The sequence below is a fragment of the Pseudomonas sp. 18173 genome, from assembly GCF_050432945.1.
Lineage (GTDB): Bacteria > Pseudomonadota > Gammaproteobacteria > Pseudomonadales > Pseudomonadaceae > Aquipseudomonas.
This window is the reverse complement of the sequence record NZ_JBKFTN010000025.1, coordinates 41149-56761: the sequence shown is the minus strand read 5'-3', so window position 1 is coordinate 56761 and position 15613 is coordinate 41149. Positions and strand designations below refer to the sequence as shown.

The 15613-nt window shown below is 60.2% G+C and carries 15 protein-coding genes and 1 pseudogene; 10 read left to right on the top strand and 6 right to left on the bottom strand.

The window, feature by feature from the left end; translation table 11 throughout:
• Positions 1-12: 12 nt before the first annotated feature.
• From ACLD1X_RS24100 to ACLD1X_RS24075, 6 genes and pseudogenes are all read left to right on the top strand, one after another.
• On the top strand, positions 13-159 hold the full coding sequence (locus tag ACLD1X_RS24100) for a hypothetical protein (RefSeq protein ID WP_429371956.1): 147 nt from the start codon (positions 13-15) through the stop codon (positions 157-159).
• Positions 160-278: 119 nt separating this feature from the next.
• On the top strand, positions 279-1292 hold the full coding sequence (locus tag ACLD1X_RS24095; RefSeq protein ID WP_429371954.1) for a 2-keto-3-deoxygluconate permease: 1014 nt from the start codon (positions 279-281) through the stop codon (positions 1290-1292).
• Positions 1289-2569 (top strand): four-carbon acid sugar kinase family protein, encoded by a 1281-nt coding sequence (locus tag ACLD1X_RS24090; RefSeq protein ID WP_429371952.1) that lies wholly within the window; start codon positions 1289-1291, stop codon positions 2567-2569. Before ACLD1X_RS24095 ends, ACLD1X_RS24090 begins: the two co-directional genes overlap by 4 nt.
• A gap of 5 nt (positions 2570-2574) precedes the next feature.
• A complete protein-coding gene (gene pdxA / locus ACLD1X_RS24085; RefSeq protein ID WP_429372036.1) occupies positions 2575-3576 on the top strand; it encodes a 4-hydroxythreonine-4-phosphate dehydrogenase PdxA in 1002 nt (333 codons plus the stop codon).
• 55 nt (positions 3577-3631) lie between these two features.
• Positions 3632-4405 (top strand): DeoR/GlpR family DNA-binding transcription regulator, encoded by a 774-nt coding sequence (locus tag ACLD1X_RS24080; protein ID WP_429371950.1) that lies wholly within the window; start codon positions 3632-3634, stop codon positions 4403-4405.
• 268 nt (positions 4406-4673) lie between these two features.
• A pseudogene (locus tag ACLD1X_RS24075) lies at positions 4674-5873 on the top strand (patatin-like phospholipase family protein); the annotation flags it as partial.
• Positions 5874-5959: 86 nt separating this feature from the next.
• Here the strand turns inward: ACLD1X_RS24075 and ACLD1X_RS24070 are convergent.
• Positions 5960-6892 (bottom strand): LysR family transcriptional regulator, encoded by a 933-nt coding sequence (locus ACLD1X_RS24070; RefSeq protein WP_429371948.1) that lies wholly within the window; start codon positions 6890-6892, stop codon positions 5960-5962.
• A 266-nt stretch (positions 6893-7158) separates the two neighbouring features.
• Between ACLD1X_RS24070 and ACLD1X_RS24065 the strand changes: the two genes are divergently transcribed.
• Together ACLD1X_RS24065 and ACLD1X_RS24060 are read left to right on the top strand one after the other, a co-directional pair.
• Positions 7159-7599, top strand: coding sequence for a DoxX family protein (locus tag ACLD1X_RS24065; protein ID WP_429371946.1), 441 nt, complete (start codon positions 7159-7161; stop codon positions 7597-7599).
• A gap of 71 nt (positions 7600-7670) precedes the next feature.
• Positions 7671-8594, top strand: a complete 924-nt coding sequence (locus ACLD1X_RS24060; RefSeq protein WP_429371944.1) for an NADP-dependent oxidoreductase — start codon at positions 7671-7673, stop codon at positions 8592-8594.
• A 20-nt stretch (positions 8595-8614) separates the two neighbouring features.
• Here the strand turns inward: ACLD1X_RS24060 and ACLD1X_RS24055 are convergent, their stop codons facing one another.
• The gene (locus ACLD1X_RS24055; RefSeq protein WP_429371942.1) at positions 8615-9526 is read right to left on the bottom strand and encodes a LysR family transcriptional regulator; all 912 of its coding nucleotides are present in this window, start codon (positions 9524-9526) and stop codon (positions 8615-8617) included.
• Positions 9527-9648: 122 nt separating this feature from the next.
• On the opposite strand from ACLD1X_RS24055, the gene ACLD1X_RS24050 reads away from it, so the two are divergent.
• Positions 9649-10548: a pirin family protein gene (locus tag ACLD1X_RS24050; RefSeq protein WP_429371940.1), complete on the top strand. Its 900-nt coding sequence runs from the start codon at positions 9649-9651 to the stop codon at positions 10546-10548.
• 308 nt (positions 10549-10856) lie between these two features.
• Here ACLD1X_RS24050 and ACLD1X_RS24045 read toward each other — a convergent pair whose 3' ends face one another.
• Together ACLD1X_RS24045 and betI are read right to left on the bottom strand one after the other, a co-directional pair.
• On the bottom strand, positions 10857-12281 hold the full coding sequence (locus ACLD1X_RS24045; protein ID WP_429371938.1) for an amidase: 1425 nt from the start codon (positions 12279-12281) through the stop codon (positions 10857-10859).
• Between the two features lie 2 nt (positions 12282-12283).
• Complete coding sequence (gene betI / locus ACLD1X_RS24040; protein WP_429371936.1) at positions 12284-12895, bottom strand: transcriptional regulator BetI; 612 nt, start codon at positions 12893-12895, stop codon at positions 12284-12286.
• Between the two features lie 69 nt (positions 12896-12964).
• On the opposite strand from betI, the gene choX reads away from it, so the two are divergent.
• Entirely contained in the window at positions 12965-13906 is a 942-nt protein-coding gene (gene choX / locus ACLD1X_RS24035) for a choline ABC transporter substrate-binding protein (protein ID WP_429371934.1), read from the top strand.
• Between the two features lie 86 nt (positions 13907-13992).
• Here the strand turns inward: choX and ACLD1X_RS24030 are convergent, their stop codons facing one another.
• Both ACLD1X_RS24030 and ACLD1X_RS24025 read right to left on the bottom strand, forming a co-directional pair.
• The gene (locus ACLD1X_RS24030; RefSeq protein WP_429371932.1) at positions 13993-14613 is read right to left on the bottom strand and encodes a LysE family translocator; all 621 of its coding nucleotides are present in this window, start codon (positions 14611-14613) and stop codon (positions 13993-13995) included.
• Positions 14614-14660: 47 nt separating this feature from the next.
• Positions 14661-15533, bottom strand: a complete 873-nt coding sequence (locus ACLD1X_RS24025; RefSeq protein ID WP_429371930.1) for a LysR family transcriptional regulator — start codon at positions 15531-15533, stop codon at positions 14661-14663.
• Between the last annotated feature and the right edge of the window lie 80 nt (positions 15534-15613).

Genomic DNA, 15613 nt, shown 5'->3' with positions numbered 1-15613 from the left:
GCAGGATCTCTTATGAACACGATGACGCTTCTGGGCATCGACATCGGCAAACACAGTTTGCCCCGGCAAGGCTCTGGCCCGCACACGGGAGGGTTCGACCCGCTTGCGCTGAGCGGAATTTTTATCAGAAATGAGCGAAACGATCATTTGAATGATTGAATTGCGCAGTTTCAGTTGTTGGCATAAGATCAATTTGACTGAATTAATCACTGAGTGATCGATTCAGTCAGATTCGAGGTGAAACACGTCTTGCCAAACAATTATAAAAGGAGACCCTCGTGGCCCAGATTCCTATCAAGCGCACCATTGAACGCATCCCCGGCGGCATGATGATCGTGCCTCTGCTGATCGGCTCACTCGTGGCGACATTCCTGCCTGACACGCCCAAATTTTTCGGATCATTCACCAATGCGCTGTTCACCGGCGCACTGCCGATTCTGGCGGTGTTCTACGTGTGCATGGGCGCGAGCATCAATATCAAGGCCACGCCTTACCTGCTCAAAAAGGGCGGCACGCTGCTCATCACCAAAGTCGGCATCGCCGTGCTCATCGGTATCGTGCTCGGTCACTTCCTGGGTGAGCAGCCCATATCCTCCGGGCTTTTCGCCGGTATCTCCACGTTGGCGGTGGTCGCCGCAATGAACGACACCAACGGCGGCTTGTACATGGCGCTGATGGGGCAGTACGGCCGTTCCGAAGACGTCGGTGCCTATTCGGTGATGTCACTGGAATCCGGGCCTTTTCTGACCATGGTGACCCTGGGCATTGCCGGTTTGTCAGCCTTCCCCTGGCCAACGCTGGTGGGCAGCATCCTGCCGCTGGCCCTGGGCATGCTGCTGGGCAACCTCGACCGCGACATGCGCGACTTCCTGGCCAAGGCCGTGCCGGTGATGATCCCGTTCTTCGCCCTCGCACTGGGTGCCAGCCTCGACCTGCATAACGTCTGGCAGGCGGGCTTGCTGGGGCTCGGCATGGGTGTCGCGGTGGTCGTGCTGACCGGCATTCCGCTGTTCTTTGCCGATCGCTTGACCGGCGGCACCGGCGTTGCCGGCGTGGCGGCAGCCACCACCGCGGGCAATGCCGCTGCCGTTCCGGCGTTGATCGCAGCGGCGAATCCGGTGTACGCCGAAGCGGCCAAGAGCGCGACGATTCTGGTCGCTGCCTGCGTCGTGGTCACCGCGATCCTTGCACCGTTGCTCACCGCAGCGGTCGCCAAACGCGTGCAACAGCGCAACCCCGCCGTCGTCCCCGAGCCGGACCTGCAAGCGCAAAAGCAGGAAGCCGTGCGATGAGCATTTTGATCATCGCAGACGATCTGTCGGGCGCGGCGGACTGCGCCATCGGCTTTGCCAGCGCGGGGATGCAAACGGTCGTCACGCTCGACCCTTTGCATGACAAGGCTGACGCCCAGGTGATTGCCGCCGACACGGACACACGGCGCCTGTCGCCTGCGCAAGCCGCCGAACGCACGGTCGCTGCGTACAAGGCGCTGCAGCGTCCCGGCCAGCGGCTGTACAAGAAAATCGATTCGACCTTGCGCGGCAACTGGGCGGCGGAAGTGGCCGCCCTGCAACCGCTGGCGGGCCTGGCCATCGTCGCCCCGGCGTTTCCTGCAACCGGGCGCACGTTGCGAGGAGGGCGGGTGTTCGTTAACGGCCAGCCGCTGGAAACCACCGATACCTGGAAGCTCGAAAACGCCGATCGCCCGGCGGATGTCGAGGCGATGCTGGTGGCCGCAGGCCTGAGCACCGCCAAGCTTGATCTCGACACTTTGCGCGGCAATGAAGAGGCACTCGTGCATCACATCGCCGCAGTGGCGAGCAAGGGGACCCAGGCGCTGATCGTCGATGCGCAAACCGAAGGCGACCTGCTGACGATCGCTCGCCTGACCGCGTCGATGGAACAGCCGCTGTTCTGGATCGGCTCGGGGGGGCTGGCTCGGGAAATCGCCAGTCTTGCGGATTGTTCCGAAGCACGTTTCACGGCAATCGAACCCACAACGCAGGAAAAAAGCCAGGCACCGATTCTGATCATGGTCGGCAGCCTGTCGGGAGTTTGCGAACGGCAATGCGCACTGCTCAAGGAGCGCGCCGGGGTCAGCGAACTGGTGGTCCCGCCCGAAGTCCTGCGCCAAGGCACGACGCATGTCGATTGGGCGCTGTGGCAAGCACGTATCGGCGAGCGGTTGGATGGCTGGAGTGACCTGTTGCTGCGCATTGGTCGCGATGAGTCGTTCGATCCCCAGGAGGGCGCTCGACTCTCAACCCGGCTGGCCGCGCTGGTAGAACCGCACTTCGCCAAGGTCGGCGGCCTGATTGCCACGGGGGGCGAGACGGCGCGGGCCATATTGACCACCGTCGGCATCGACAGCCTCCAACTGCTCACGGAAATCGAAGCCGGCGTGGCTTTCGCGCGTCCCACCGTTTCCCGGCAAGGGCATCGTCCCGGCATTGTTACCAAGGCCGGTGCATTCGGCACTGACCACGCCTTGTATGCGGCATGGCAGCACTTGAGCGAACGCGCCGATCGCTCCCCGCCCCAACGTACTCGAATCCAAGGACTCCAATGAACACTATGAACAACTACCTTCCCATCATCGGCATCACCATGGGTGACGCCTCGGGTGTCGGCCCGGAAATCATCGTCAAGAGCCTGACCCACGACATCGTCTACCAACAATGCCGGCCATTGGTGATCGGCGATGCGCGGCGCCTGGAGCAGGCCAACGTGATCGTCGGCGGCAGCGCCAGAGTACGCCGTATCGAAGACGCCTCCCAGGCGTTGTACGAGGCTGGCACCATCGATTGCATTGACCTCGACCTGATCCCCGATGACCTGCCGTTCGGCGAGCTGTCTCCCATTGCCGGTGACGCTGCTTATCAATATATCGCCCGTGCCGTGGAACTGGCCGAGGCTAAACAGATCGATGCAATCTGCACCGCGCCGCTGAACAAGGAAGCGCTGCATGCCGGCGGCCACAAGTACCCCGGCCACACCGAAATGCTCGCGCACCTGACCCACGTCGACGAAGTGTCGATGATGCTGGTGGCACCGCAGCTGCGGGTGATTCACGTCACGACCCACATCGGCATCATCGATGCGATTCGCAAGATCGAACCGGGCCTGGTCCAGCGCACTATCGAGCGCGGCAACGCCACACTGATCAAGGCCGGCATCGCCCGTCCGCGGATTGGCGTGTGCGGGATCAACCCGCATGCCGGTGAAAACGGCCTGTTCGGTTATGGCGAAGAGGAAGAAAAAATCATCCCGGCGGTGAAGCTGCTGCAGGAGCGCGGCCTCGACGTGACCGGCCCGCTGCCGGCCGACACCCTGTTCTTCCGCGCCGGGCGGGGCGACTTCGATCTGGTGGTGGCGATGTATCACGACCAGGGCCACGGTCCCGTCAAGGTACTGGGGCTCGAAGCCGGGGTGAACGTGACCGTCGGCCTTGAAGTGATCCGCACTTCGGTCGATCACGGTACCGCCTTCGACATCGCCGGCAAGGGCATCGCCGATGAGCGCAGCCTGCTCGAAGCACTGCGCCAGGGTGCTGAACTGGCCACGCGACGGGGATGAGGTGCAGCGGTGTTGTCGTGTAAGATCGGCCGCCGTCCAACCAAAGAGACCCGCCATGAAAGTGTCCGAACGCCACCGCGCCATCCTCGATCTCGTCCGCATCGGCGATGCCAACGTCGAGCAATTGAGCGCGGCCCTCGGCGTTTCGGAAGCGACCGTGCGGCGCGACCTGACCATGCTCGCCAAGCAGCGGCACCTGGTCCGCACCTACGGCGGCGCCACCGCTGTGGTGGGCGTCCATGAGCCGGAAGCCTCGCTGGAAGAGCGTAAAACCAGCCAGTGGGAACAGAAGGACGCCATCGCCCTTGCAGCGGCTGCCCACGTCCAGGACGGCGACACCGTCCTGCTCGACGGCGGCACCACTTGCGCCGCATTGGCTCATCATCTGTGCTCGCGCCAGGATGTGCACGTGGTGACCAACAACCTGCTCGCCGTAATGACCCTGGCCAACGCGCCGGGCGTGCGCCTGACCTTGATCGGCGGTGATTTGCGCGGTTCGAGCATGAGCACCCTGGGACCATTGGCGGAGCTGACGTTGAGCCGCCTGAGCGTGGACAAAGCCTTCCTCGGCGCGGACGGCGTCGTCGCGGAATTCGGCTTGTGCGAGGCGAGTGCGCAGCAGGCTTATCTCAAGGAGTGCATCATCAAGCGGGCTGCACAGATCGTCGTTCTTGCCGACACCGACAAACTGGGGCGGGCGCGGCAGCAGCATTGGACGCCTATCGAGCGCGAATGGCGATTGATCACTTGTGCGACTGCCGATGAAGCTGCGCTCGCACCGTTTCACGCGATTGCGCAAATCACCGTGGAAACCGTGGATCTCGCCTGATTGCCTGCCTTTTGAGGGCAGTGAACTTGCTCGCGCCGGGCTGAGCGGTGGCCCCTTGCCCGGAGACCTCAAGCGTTTTCGCATAGCGCCTGGGGCGCGCGGCCAATGAGTTTTTTTATCATGTAATGGAGCGCAAAATGAGCTGCCTGGCGTTCGAATGACGCATCGCAGTCGGCTGGCGCATCGTCATTTCCGGCACCATGACCAAGAACTGTCTCGGGTACGATGAGCGCGCTTGCTGTCGACGGCAGGGGCCGCAGGAGGCGTTTTGAAACCATTCCCTCTCAGACCTGGCGCCTCAACGCTGGACCTGTTGCTTCAAACGTGGCTGCCGCGCCGTGATGCCGTTCCGCCAACCTTGACGGAAAAAGCCGTCATCCCGGGCATTCCCGATGCTCGCTACAGACTGGACCACGATCTGACTCCGTTCATTGAGGATGCAGTTCAGTCCAACAAGCGTGAGAGCGAAGTGCTCGCCAAGGCTGGAAAGCCGAACAATATCCTGCCGCTGGCCAATATGCTGGCGGTTTCGGGCGGCGGCGATGCCGGGGCATTTGCAGCGGGACTCATTGCTGGTTGGACCGAGCATGGATCTCGACCCATGTTCAAGGTCGTCACGGGCATTAGCGCGGGTGCCCTGGTCGCCCCGTTTGCCTACCTGGGCTCTGAGCACGACGGCGTGATTCGGTATGTTTCCAACGCAATCGGTCCGAAAGACATTTTTCATTCGCGAAGCGTGCTGACCCGTCTTGCCAGCGACGGTATAGCGGACAGCAAGCCGCTGTCGCGTCTCATTGCAAAATACGTCACTGCGCAGATTCTTGCCGCGATTGCGGTGGAATACGCTAAAGGACGAATTCTGCTGATCGGCACAACTGACCTTGATTCAGGGCGGCCAGTCACCTGGAACATGGGCGCGATTGCCTCCAGCCAGGCATCGGGAGCGCTCGACCTCTTTCGCAACATCATGCTCGCGTCGATGAGTATTCCCGGTGCAGTCTCACCCGTCATGATCGATGTGGAAGTTGACGGCAAACATTTTCAGGAAATGCACGTGGACGGAGGGGTCATCACTCAGGTGTTTCTTTATCCGCCCAGCACCGTGATGTCGCTGAGCAAAGCCGCCGGCGCACCTTTGCGACACGAACGTCAATTCTATGTCATTCGTAATGGCACACTGGAGCCGCAGTGGGCCGGGACAAAGCGCCGTACATTGAGCATCGGCGGCCGAGCCATCAGCACATTGATTCAAACTCAGGGGATCAGCGACCTGGAGCGAATTTACCGTATGGCGCGGCAGGATGGAGCGGATTTCAATCTTGCGTACATAGGCTCCGACTTTTACTTTCCGCACAATCAGAAATTCGATGGCGAGTATATGAAGCGTTTGTTCGATTACGCCTTTCAACTCAGCGCGAAGGGCTATCCGTGGCATAAATCGCCACCCTCGGAAAACACTGAGCTACGAAACACCCGCTGAACGATTCAGCCAATCTGTTGCATCCACCGGTTGAATCCACAGCCAATTGCTGACTCTCTTCGCCAATCGATAACTTAAACAGTCGGTAGATTGAGTGTTTCGTCCAACGCCACACCTTGCTGTACGAACCGCTCGATCAACCACCTTGCCGCGGGGCCCGGTGGCAGATCCGTGCGGTAGATGACGTCGAAGGAATAGGTTCCGCTTTTGTATTCCGGAATGTTCAACTGCACGAGGCGGCCGCTCTGCAGATCCTCCTGGACCATCGGCATCGGCATGTTCCCCCAGCCGATGCCTTCACGCAGCAGCATGTGCTTGGCGCCCAGGTCCGCCAGGCGCCAGGTGCGGTTGCTGAGCACGGCGAAATCCTTGTCCTTGGTCAGCAGCGAGCGATCGGACAGCACCAGTTGCGTGAACTCGCGCCCGGCGCCCGGCACATTCGAGTCGCTCGAAGCCAGCGGATGATTCGGGGCCGCCACCGGAATCAGTTCGACACTGCCGACGCCGATTCTTTCGATGCCGTCGATACCTTCGTTCATCGGCCCGCTGACGCCGACGATTGCGCCCCGGTTGATCACCAGTTCGGTGACGGCGCCGAGGGCCTCCATGTGCAAGTGCAGGGCAACCGTAGGAAATTCCTCCCGAAAGGATTTCAGTGCGTCCACCACGCGCTCCGGAGGCAGCATCACATCGAGCACCACGTGAACTTCGGCTTCGAGCCCCTGCAGCAGCCCCTTCACTTTGGCGCGCAGACCATGAATGCCGTTGGCGATGGTCCTGGCTTCGGCCAGCACGGTGCGGCCAGCGTCGGTGAGCTGCGGTTTGCGTGTGGTCTGGCGGTCGAACAGCGACACGCCGAGCTGCAGTTCCAGGTTGGCAATCGAGTAGCTGATGACCGAAGTGGCCCGATGCAGCTTTCTGGCAGCCGCTGCAAAACTGCCGACTTCAACAACGGTCAGGAACACCCGCAGTTGGTCGAGGGTGGGTGTTCCCGGATCAGAAATCATGCCTGTTTCCTCGAATGTAATGGTCAATACCCGTCGTTGCGGATGCGGCCAGGCGTTGACCGCGAAAGTGCGTGTCGGAGCCTGTTGCAGGGGGCCGTTCAGCGTTTTTCACAATGGAACTCCCTTTCGACAAGGTGAGTAACATGCCTATTTATTCGAATCTAATGATCTAAATTAGTCGGCTATTCAGATTAGATGTCAAGGCGCAAGATTTCTTCACAGCAGCGATTCATGGCGAATCGCGCAAACTTTGAAGGAAATACCCCATGACGACTTCCGCAAACATCGCTTCTTCCACCCCCTCTGAACAGAGCCGTTCCGACGTGACCCAGGCCTCGGCCTCGTTGATCGGCCGCGTACTGCTCAGCGCAATCTTCATTCTCTCCGGTTTTTCGAAACTGGCCGCTCCGGCGATGATGGTCGGCTACATCGGCTCCGTGGGGCTTCCGCTTCCGCAATTGGCGCTGGCGCTGGCGATCGTTGTCGAGATCGGTGGCGGCCTGGCGTTGATCGCCGGTTACCGCACCCGCACCGTTGCCGCTGTGCTGGCCGTGTTCAGTGTGTTTACCGCACTGGCGTTCCATAACGCGCTGGGCGATCAGAACCAGTTCATCCACTTCTTCAAGAACATCGCGATGGCCGGTGGCCTGCTGCAGGTCGTGGCCTTCGGTGCCGGTCGCTTCAGCCTCGACGCTCGCCGTGGTTGATACCCCGCGCTGCGAAGGCCGGTCCCTCGCGGCGCAATGTTTTCCTTCCTCTTTCAATAGTCGAGGCCTCCATGAAAGCCATACGCGTGTACGAATACGGCAGCCCTGAAGTTTTACGCCTGGAAGATGTTGCAGACCCGGTGGCCGGTGTTGGTGAAGTGCTGATCGATGTCGCCGGGGCAGGGGTCAACCCGATTGACTGGAAGATCCTGTCAGGCGCCATGAAAGCGTTCATCCCTTTACCGCTGCCGTTTACCCCGGGCGTTGAAGTGGCCGGTACCGTGATCGCGCTGGGGCAGGGCGTCACTGAGTTCAGCATCGGCGATGAAGTGTTCGGCTTCATCAATATCGTTGGCGGTTATGCGACCAAGGCAGCTGCCCAGGTTTCAAAGCTGGCGATAAAACCGAAATCGCTAAGTGCCTTGCAGGCCGGCGCTGTCCCGGCAACCGCCCTGACGGCCTGGCAAGCCCTGACCGACCACGCTGGCGTGCAACGGCGGCAGAAGGTGCTGATCCATGCCGCGGCCGGTGGTGTGGGCAGCATGGCCGTGCAGATTGCCAAATACCTGGGCGCTGAAGTCTACGCAACGGCCTCTGCGCACAATCATGCCTACCTGAAGGACCTCGGCGCCGACTACACCATCGACTACAGGACCCAGGCATTCGACGAGCGGGTGGCCGGTGTCGATGTGGTACTGGATCTGGTGGGCGGCGAAACGCAAAACCGTTCGTTCAAAGTGCTGAAAAGAAACGGTGTGCTGGTCTCGCCAGTGAGCCTGCCGAACATGTCGCTGGCCAACGACTATGGTGTGACGCCCGTCAACTTTGCCACCCGCTCCGATGGCCGCCAGCTCTCGCTCATTGCCGAACTGTTCGACAAGGGCCACCTCACAGTCGATGTCGAAGCCTACCCGTTGAGCGAGGCCAAGGTGGCGATCGAGAAGAGCCTGGGCCGTCATCTGCGCGGCAGGCTTGTACTCGATACAACCCGGTAAGTTGCCGGCAATGGATGCGGTTACTGATACACCTGCGGTACATCTACCGCATTCATTTTGCGAATCACCAGCCCGATGAACGCCGACACGGCGGCTGGAAGCTGTCGGCGGCTCGGATACAGCACGTTCAGGCCGTAGCCGTTTGGCTGGTATTGAGGCAACACCGGGACCAGTACGCCGGCATCCATTTCAAGCTTGGCCATCAGCGGCGGCAGCAGCGCGATGCCGAGGCCCGCCACGGCGGCCTTGCGCAGCGACTGGGCGGTATTGCCGCTGAAGCGCCCCGTCACCTGTATCTCTTCCTCACCCTTCGGGCCGATCAAACGCCAGGTGGCGTGGCCGCCGGGATGCGCGGAAATCACGCAATCGTGGCTCGCCAGGTCCTGCAGCGTGTGCGGTGAGCCACGCGCCGCGAGGTACGCGGGGCTGGCGACCATCCCGACGCTGCGCGGGTCAAGGATCTGACGACCGACATAACCTGAATCGCGCAAGGGGCCACCGCGAAAGGCGACATCAATCTGCTCGGCGATCAGGTCGGCCTTGGCATCGCTGAGCACGAAGTCCAGTCGCACGCGTGGATACGCGGTCAGGAACTCGCTCACCCATGCCATCTCGAAGAAGTCGAAAAAGTCCGCCGGAGCCGCCACGCGCACCCGGCCAATGGGCTCGCTGCTGCCCGTGATCAAATCCTGTCCCGCCTCCAGCAAGTCATCGACGGCGCCCACGCAACGTTCATGAAATCCCTGGCCCGCACTGGTGAGCGTGAGTTTGCGCGTGGAACGTTGCAGCAGCCGGGTGCCGAGTTGCGTTTCAAGCTGCTGGATGCGCCGACTGACGGTATTGGGCGGCATGCCCAGCCGTCGCGCGGCTTCTGCGAAGGTGCCGCAATGGACGACCTGCACAAACATGGCGACGTCATTGAGATCGAGCATGGCGGGGCATTCCTGATGCTGGTGGACGAGTTCAATCCAATTGTACCGCCTTATCAAGTAATCGGACCTGGCCTATTGTCTGAAGCATCGGGCCGAACGGCCGCCCACTTCGAGTATTGACGATGCCTTTCCAGCAACAACTGCAGATCGACACACAAGACACCGTTACCCGGCGGGCCATCCGCTACCGCACCACCGGCAGTGGGCATGGTGCGATTGTGCGGTTGATGAGCCCTTCGGACCTCGGCCACCTGATCAAGCCTTTTGTGTTCCTTGACCTGTTTGAAGGCGAGAGCTCATTCATCAACGGCATGCCCATGCATCCGCATTCGGGCATCGCCACTGTCACTGTCATTACCGAAGGCAATTTGCGTTTCGAGGATGCCGATTCGGGTAAGGGGATGATTGACTATGGCGGTGTTGAATGGATGCGCGCGGGTGGCGGGGTCTGGCATGGCAAGGAAATGTCGGTCGGTACTTCGAAGCGCATCCAGGGTTTTCAACTGTGGGTCGCACTGCCGCCAGCGTTGGAAAACGCCAGCGTCGACAGCCAGTACCTGGAGTCGCGCGTGATGCCGCAAGCGGGGCCGGCGCGTGTGATCCTGGGTTCGTACCAGGGTGTGCAAAGCCCGGTCCGCGCTCCGGCTGGCATGAACTACCTGCTGGTCACGCTGCCTGCCGGAGAATCCTGGACTTATGTGCCGCCCAAGGGGCATGAGTCGTTGTGGCTGAGTGTCAGTCGCGGGGTCCTTGGCGCTCCGGAGGTGGTCATGGCGGCAGAGATGGTCGTCTTCGAACCCGGTAGCGGCGCCGTTACGCTCAAGGCCATGCACAAGGATACCGTCTTCGTGATCGGCTCCGCCGAGCCTCATCCGTACGATCTCGCGCTGGGAAACTACTCGGTGCATACCAACGGGCAAGCCTTGCGTGCCGGGGAGGCGAAGATTGCCGAGATCGGGGCCCGGTTGCGTGAATACCTTAAAACGCCAAACGAGTCAGCCAGCGTGCCGGTTTTCAAGTAATCCGGGCGTGCGGTCTTGTTCGGCGTCGCTTTTTTCTACGCGGCTACGTCTCCGGTCCCGGAATCTTCTGCGCGAAACACGGATTGAAATCAAGGGCCGGAACTTTTCCGCGGTGAAAACCGAAGCTGACGGTTTCAGCAGAATCGACCCAAAGCTGACACGCATAAAATACGCCTTCTGCCCCGTGACGCAGGCAATCACGTCAGGCAACGATCCAGTAATTGCCTGCAGGAAGTGTCTATAGCGTTTGGGTCAATTCAGCTGGCCAGCGACCACGTCAAAAAAATCCAACGTGGTTCAGCGCAAGGTCATGCCGTTGCAAACAGGGTGTTTGCCAACAAGCTCCGTTCAACTTCACTTGCCAGCCTGAGGATGCTTTCCTCGTCACCAAACCTGCCGACGATCTGCATCCCGATGGAAAGGCCGTTCGCCATGATCCCGACGGGGATGCTGATGGCCGGCTGGCCGGTCAGGTTGAAAACCTCGGTGAAGGGAGAGAATGCGTAAGCGTTTTTATACCATTCGTCCAGATGCCTTTCCCCGGTTGCGACAAAACCACCAATCAACGGTGGAGCAAGCGCCACTGTCGGTGTGATGAGGACATCGATACCGGTGAAGCGATCGGCCATGTCGTGGCTTACCTTGTTCTGGATGGCACGTGCATGGTGTACATCCAGTGCGGTTCTGCGGGTCGAGCATTGGTAAAACTCATAGGTGATCCATTCAACATCCTGTGCCGATATTGGATAACCGCGAGTCTGGGCCTTGTGTTCCATCAAGGCCTCGATTTCCATCTGCCAGAACAATGCAGCCGCTGCACCGGCCTTGCTCATGTCTGGCCAACTGAACGGGCGTAGTTCATGGCCGTCTTTACTTAAAAAATCCACGGCATTCAATATCGCTTTGTGGATGGCCTCATCGATACCCGAGCCATCCGGACGGGCGCAGGCAAAGGCGATCTTGAGTCGTGGCGACTTCGTCTTCAGGCATTCGAGCCAGGAGGGAGGGGCAGGGGGAGCCGCATAAGGTGCGCCTGGTTCATAGCCGGACAGGACGTCCAGCAGCAATGCGCTATCGCGGACAGTCCTGGTCAGTACGTGTTCGGAATCGAGACCACCCACAAACTCGCCGGCATGCGGACCTACAGGGTTGCGTCCCCGGCTTGGCTTGAGTCCAACCACACCACAAACGGCAGCCGGAACCCGGATCGACCCGCCGCAGTCAGTGCCATGGGCAACGGGCACCATGCCTGCGCCCACGGCACAGGCGGATCCGCCACTTGACCCGCCCGACGCGTACTGCGGATTCCTGGGGTTGCGACACGGGCCTTGCCATTGCGGCTCTGTTACAAAGTCTCCTGCAAACTCGGGTGTCTTGGTTTTTCCGAGAATGATTGCCCCGGCCTTGCGCAATCTACTCACAAACTCACTGTCGACCTGAGCAGGTTCGGCATCTTCGTACAATCGCGAACCGTGCCTGGTTGCAAAACCTCTGACATCGATATTGGTGTCCTTTATCAGGATCGGTACACCGGCGAGTGGTCCCGACCTGGAATCCAGCGCCGCTCGTTGCGCGCCTTCGATATCGAGTGCAACGACCGCGCCCAGGGCAGGGTCCTGGATTTCAATTTCTCTGGCTGCCAGGTTCACCAGCTCAAGCGGCGTGACGTCACCGGACTTGAGCCATTGAACAAGGCCCACGGCATCAAGACTTTTGTACTCTTCAGGTGTCATTTCTAAGCCTCCAGATCATAGCCAATAACGTTGTTGAGGAACTCGTAGGCCAGACGGCGCGAATCATCGATCGTGTCCGGGTTGCAATCGACCGCAGCCCTCAACCACAAGCCGTCGATGAAGATCGCGATCATCTGCGCCCTGGAATGGGCTGTTGCCTTGTCCATGCTTTTTGACAAGGCATGGAACAGTAGGGAGTGGCTCCTGCGCGCAACGATGTTCTGTACCCGCTGCAATTTGGGGGACTGCGGTACTTGAGCCCAGAAAGCCAGCCAGGCCGCGACATTGTCCCGCGTCAGGTTCAAGGCACTGACGTTGCCGTCCACAAACGCGAGCACCCGTTCTGCCGGTGTTGCCGACACTCGCAGGCGCGCAAAGATCTCGGCGTTGATGCGTTTGTTCAGCTCTCTCAAGGTGGCCTCAAGCAAAGCGTTCTTGTCCGAGAAATAGTGGTGGACGATGCCGTTGGCCAACCCGGCGCGGGCACTGACCTGAGCCATGCTGGTGCCCGCCATGCCTTGCTCGCCAATGAGGGCAAGCGTTGCCTCGACGAGCTGCTTTCTTCTGATTTCCTGCATTCCGACCTTTGGCATGGGCTTCTCTTTTATTTTCATTGGACACTCAATGAAAAAAAAGTTATCACTGGATTCTCCAAAAAACAAGAGAACTCAAGGGGGTCGGGTATGAAAAGCAGTGCGATCGGCTGTGCTGTGTTGTTGATGACGTTCCAGGGGGTTGCCGGCGCCGCGGACCCTGTGGGGTGTCACGCGCCTCAATTCGCGGAGGTGGGATGGACGGACATCACGTTGACGACGTCCTTGACCACAGCCGTATTGGAAGGGCTGGGCTACGCCCCGAAAGTCATTACCTTGTCGACGGGCATTGCCTACAAGGCGATGGAGGGCAAGAGTATCGACGTGTTCCTCGGAACATGGGATCCGGCGTTGATCGAGGCGGCTCAGCCTTACTACAACAACAAGTCGATCCAGACGGTGCGCGTGAATCTCACCGGAGCAAAATTTACCTTGGCGGTTCCGCGATACGTCTATGAGCAAGGCGTAAAAAGCTATGCCGACCTGGACACCTACAAGTCAAGGTTTGGCGGGAAAATCTATGGCGTAGAGCCCGGCGGAAACAAGCCGATCCAGAACCTCATCGCGGACAACGCTTATAACCTGGGGAGCTGGAACCTGGTCGAGTCCAGTGAGAAGGGCATGCTGACGCAAGTCGCCAGGCAAATCAGGAAGAACGACTGGATCGTGTTCCTGGGCTGGGCGCCTCACCCCATGAACAAGAATATTGAACTGGAATATTTGTCGGGTGGCGACAAGTACTACGGAGAGAATTTCGGCGCATCGTCGGTGCGTACCGACGTGCGCACGGGATATCTGGACGAGTGCCCTAACGTCGGCCGGCTTCTGAAGAACCTGGAGTTTTCCATCGATGCCGAAAACACCATGATGGACTATGTGATCAATGGTGGCCTTGACCCAAGATCGGCCGTCAAGAAATGGCTGGGAGCCCATCCCGAGTGGCTTGATAAAACGTTGCTTGATGTCCAGACAGCGGAAGGTCAACCCGGGCTTGAGGCGGTAAAGGCGTATATGGATACAGCGTCCAGATAGACGACATTCACTCAGCGCCTGGCCTTCCAGGCGCGAACTGCGTGTCGATCCGCCGGTTCATTGCGGCAGGGAAGGGCCTGCCGCCATCAACGCTTGCCAAAGGCCAGCCGCGCCGCGAACAGCACAAAGACCAGGCCCGTTGTGCGATCCATCCATGTGATGACTTTCTCACGCCGCAGAACACCGGCGAGTTGTCGGGTTGCGCCAATCAATGTCGACGACCACAACAAACCGAGCACGACGTGAATGCTGACCAGGCCGAACGTCCAGGCAATCAGGTTGTGCCCCTGGGGAATGAACTGCGGGAGAAAGGACACGTAGAAAATCCCGATCTTGGGATTGAGGACGTTGCCCAGCATGCCCTTCAGGAACCAGTTTGCATTGGGTTTTGCGTCCGCTTCGACGGGCGACAACGAACTTCGCGGGCGCACCAGCATGTTCAACCCAAGCCAGGCCAGGTAAGCGGCGCCGCAATATTTCAAGCCGTTGTACGCAAGCTCCGACACTGCGATCAGAGCGCCGAGGCCAAAGGCGACAGCGGCACCCCACAGCAGGCAGCCGGCATTGATACCCAGTGCCGCACGGAACGCCTGTTGCCGGCCTTCCACCGTTGCGGTTCGCAAGACCAGCGCGGTATCGAGGCCCGGTGTCAGCGTCAGCAGGGTGGCTGCCAATGTGAAAGCGAGGAGGTTGTCTGCAATGGACATCGGCGTATTACTTCAAAGTGATGATGCGCGAACGTTAGCACAGGGCGTCAGCCGAAGTGGCCGGTGACCTGGGCGCATAGCCTTTTCAGCTGTTCGGCCAGGTCGATCACGCGGCGCGGTGCATCGGGGCGCAGGTGCAGTGCGATTTCCAGCGGCGCCAATTCAGGGAAGGATTCGGCCACGCCCAACTGTCGGTGGCCAGGCAGTGCAAGTCGCGAGGGGAGCACGCTGACGCCCAGACCATCGGCGACGGCCGAGCGCACGCTTGCAAGGCTCGCGCTGCTGTAGCCGATGCGCCAGCGTCGGCCGGCGCTCTCGAGTGCGTGGATCATTTCATCGCGATACAAGCCGCCGACCGGAAACACCACCAGTGGTAGCGGGTCGCGTTCGTAGGTCGGCTCGTTGAGGCTGTCGAACCAGGCGAGCGGTTCGGGCCAGGCGGCGTGCCCCACAACCTGTCCCGGGCGTTGCTTGACCAGCACCAGGTCGTAGTCGCCCGCACAAAACTGTTGCCATAGCGTGTTGCTCAACCCGCTGCTGATCTCAAGCCTTATCGACGGGTGCGCACGTGCGAAGGCGCCAAGCGTCGGCGTCAGCAGGTCTGAGGCGAAGTCTTCCGGCACGCCGATGTGCACCTCGCCCTGTGCGTGGCCCTTGCGTAACTCTTCCACCACCTCTTCCATCAGCCCCAGGACCCGGCGCGCATAGCCGAGCAGGCGCTCGCCGTCCTCGGTGGTGACGACGTAGCGCCCGCTGCGGTTGACCAGCTCGCAGCCAAGTTGCTCTTCAAGCCGTTTCAACTGCTGGCTGATGGTCGACTGGCTCAGGTGCACGCGTTCACCGGCGCGGGTGAAGCTGCCGCTCTCGACTACCGCGACGAAACTCTTGAGCAGCAACGGATCGATCAGTGTCGACGTCATTACGTTCCCCACTAATGGTCATTCGAACATTTCATTTCCGAATGATAGTACCTGCTCTTAATCTGGCAGCACAGCCGCTG

Coding starts and splice junctions, on each gene's coding strand:
- ACLD1X_RS24100 (WP_429371956.1), top strand. CDS start 13: ATGAACACGATGACGCTTCTGGGCATCGACATCGGCAAACACAGTTTG.
- ACLD1X_RS24090 (WP_429371952.1), top strand. CDS start 1,289: ATGAGCATTTTGATCATCGCAGACGATCTGTCGGGCGCGGCGGACTGC.
- pdxA (WP_429372036.1), top strand. CDS start 2,575: ATGAACAACTACCTTCCCATCATCGGCATCACCATGGGTGACGCCTCG.
- ACLD1X_RS24080 (WP_429371950.1), top strand. CDS start 3,632: ATGAAAGTGTCCGAACGCCACCGCGCCATCCTCGATCTCGTCCGCATC.
- ACLD1X_RS24070 (WP_429371948.1), bottom strand. CDS start 6,892: ATGATTTCTGATCCGGGAACACCCACCCTCGACCAACTGCGGGTGTTC.
- ACLD1X_RS24065 (WP_429371946.1), top strand. CDS start 7,159: ATGACGACTTCCGCAAACATCGCTTCTTCCACCCCCTCTGAACAGAGC.
- ACLD1X_RS24060 (WP_429371944.1), top strand. CDS start 7,671: ATGAAAGCCATACGCGTGTACGAATACGGCAGCCCTGAAGTTTTACGC.
- ACLD1X_RS24055 (WP_429371942.1), bottom strand. CDS start 9,526: ATGCTCGATCTCAATGACGTCGCCATGTTTGTGCAGGTCGTCCATTGC.
- ACLD1X_RS24050 (WP_429371940.1), top strand. CDS start 9,649: ATGCCTTTCCAGCAACAACTGCAGATCGACACACAAGACACCGTTACC.
- ACLD1X_RS24045 (WP_429371938.1), bottom strand. CDS start 12,281: ATGACACCTGAAGAGTACAAAAGTCTTGATGCCGTGGGCCTTGTTCAA.
- betI (WP_429371936.1), bottom strand. CDS start 12,895: ATGAAAATAAAAGAGAAGCCCATGCCAAAGGTCGGAATGCAGGAAATC.
- choX (WP_429371934.1), top strand. CDS start 12,965: ATGAAAAGCAGTGCGATCGGCTGTGCTGTGTTGTTGATGACGTTCCAG.
- ACLD1X_RS24030 (WP_429371932.1), bottom strand. CDS start 14,613: ATGTCCATTGCAGACAACCTCCTCGCTTTCACATTGGCAGCCACCCTG.
- ACLD1X_RS24025 (WP_429371930.1), bottom strand. CDS start 15,533: ATGACGTCGACACTGATCGATCCGTTGCTGCTCAAGAGTTTCGTCGCG.